This window comes from Paracoccus sp. S4493, assembly GCF_000967735.1.
In the GTDB taxonomy this organism is placed as follows: Bacteria; Pseudomonadota; Alphaproteobacteria; order Rhodobacterales; family Rhodobacteraceae; genus Paracoccus; species Paracoccus marcusii.
On record NZ_JXYF01000209.1, the window covers coordinates 1 to 870 of the forward strand.

General features: G+C 67.1%; 2 protein-coding genes. Both read left to right on the forward strand.

Translation table 11 applies throughout. The features are described 5' to 3' along the window. Nucleotides 1-562: 2-C-methyl-D-erythritol 2,4-cyclodiphosphate synthase (ispF, locus tag TW83_RS16350; RefSeq protein ID WP_045983847.1), on the forward strand; the 562-nt coding region annotated here is incomplete at its 5' end. Nucleotides 563-564: 2 nt separating this feature from the next. Then, nucleotides 565-870, forward strand: a 306-nt coding sequence (locus TW83_RS16355; protein ID WP_162198074.1) for a phosphatidylglycerophosphatase A, incomplete at its 3' end; no start/stop codon positions are given.

Sequence of the window (870 nt, forward strand, 5' to 3'; positions counted from 1 at the left end):
CATCACCCAAGGTTCGGAAGACAATCTGAAGATCACCTTTCCCGCCGATTTCGCGCGGGCCGAACGCATTCTGGGGACCGACATGGATATCCGCCTTGGCAATGGCTACGACGTGCACGCCTTTGGACCCGGGGACCACGTCACCCTGTGCGGCGTGCAGGTGCCGCATGACGCGGGCCTGCTGGGCCATTCCGATGCCGATGTTGGCATGCACGCGCTGACCGACGCCATCTATGGCGCCTTGGCGCAGGGCGACATCGGGCGGCATTTTCCGCCCTCGGACCCGCAATGGAAGGGTGCCGACAGCGCGATCTTTCTGGCCCATGCGGCCAGCATGGCCCGCGACAAGGGGTTCCGCATCGGCAATGCCGACGTGACTCTGATCTGCGAGGCGCCCAAGATCGGGCCCCATGCGCTGGCGATGGCCCACCGCCTGTCCGAAATCATGGGCGTTGAGGAAGCGCGCATCAGCGTCAAGGCCACTACGTCCGAACGCCTTGGCTTTACCGGCCGACGCGAGGGGATCGCCGCCATCGCGACCGCCACCCTGATCAAGGAATGACCATGGATCGCATGCTGGCCACCTGGTTCGGCGCAGGCCTGCTGCGCCCCGCCCCCGGCACCTGGGGGTCGGCGGTCGCCGTTGCGATGGGGTTGATCCTGCACCGCATCGGGCATTTCCCGCTTCTGGCGCTGGCCACGGGGCTGGTGATCCTGCTGGGGTTCTGGGTCGTGCCGCGCTACACCGTCGGCATGGACGACCCCGACCGCAGCGAGATCGTCATCGACGAGGTCGCTGGCCAGTGGCTGGCGCTGATGGCGCCGTCCTTCGGGTTCTGGCACGCGGGGCTGCCCGCCGACAGCTTTCCC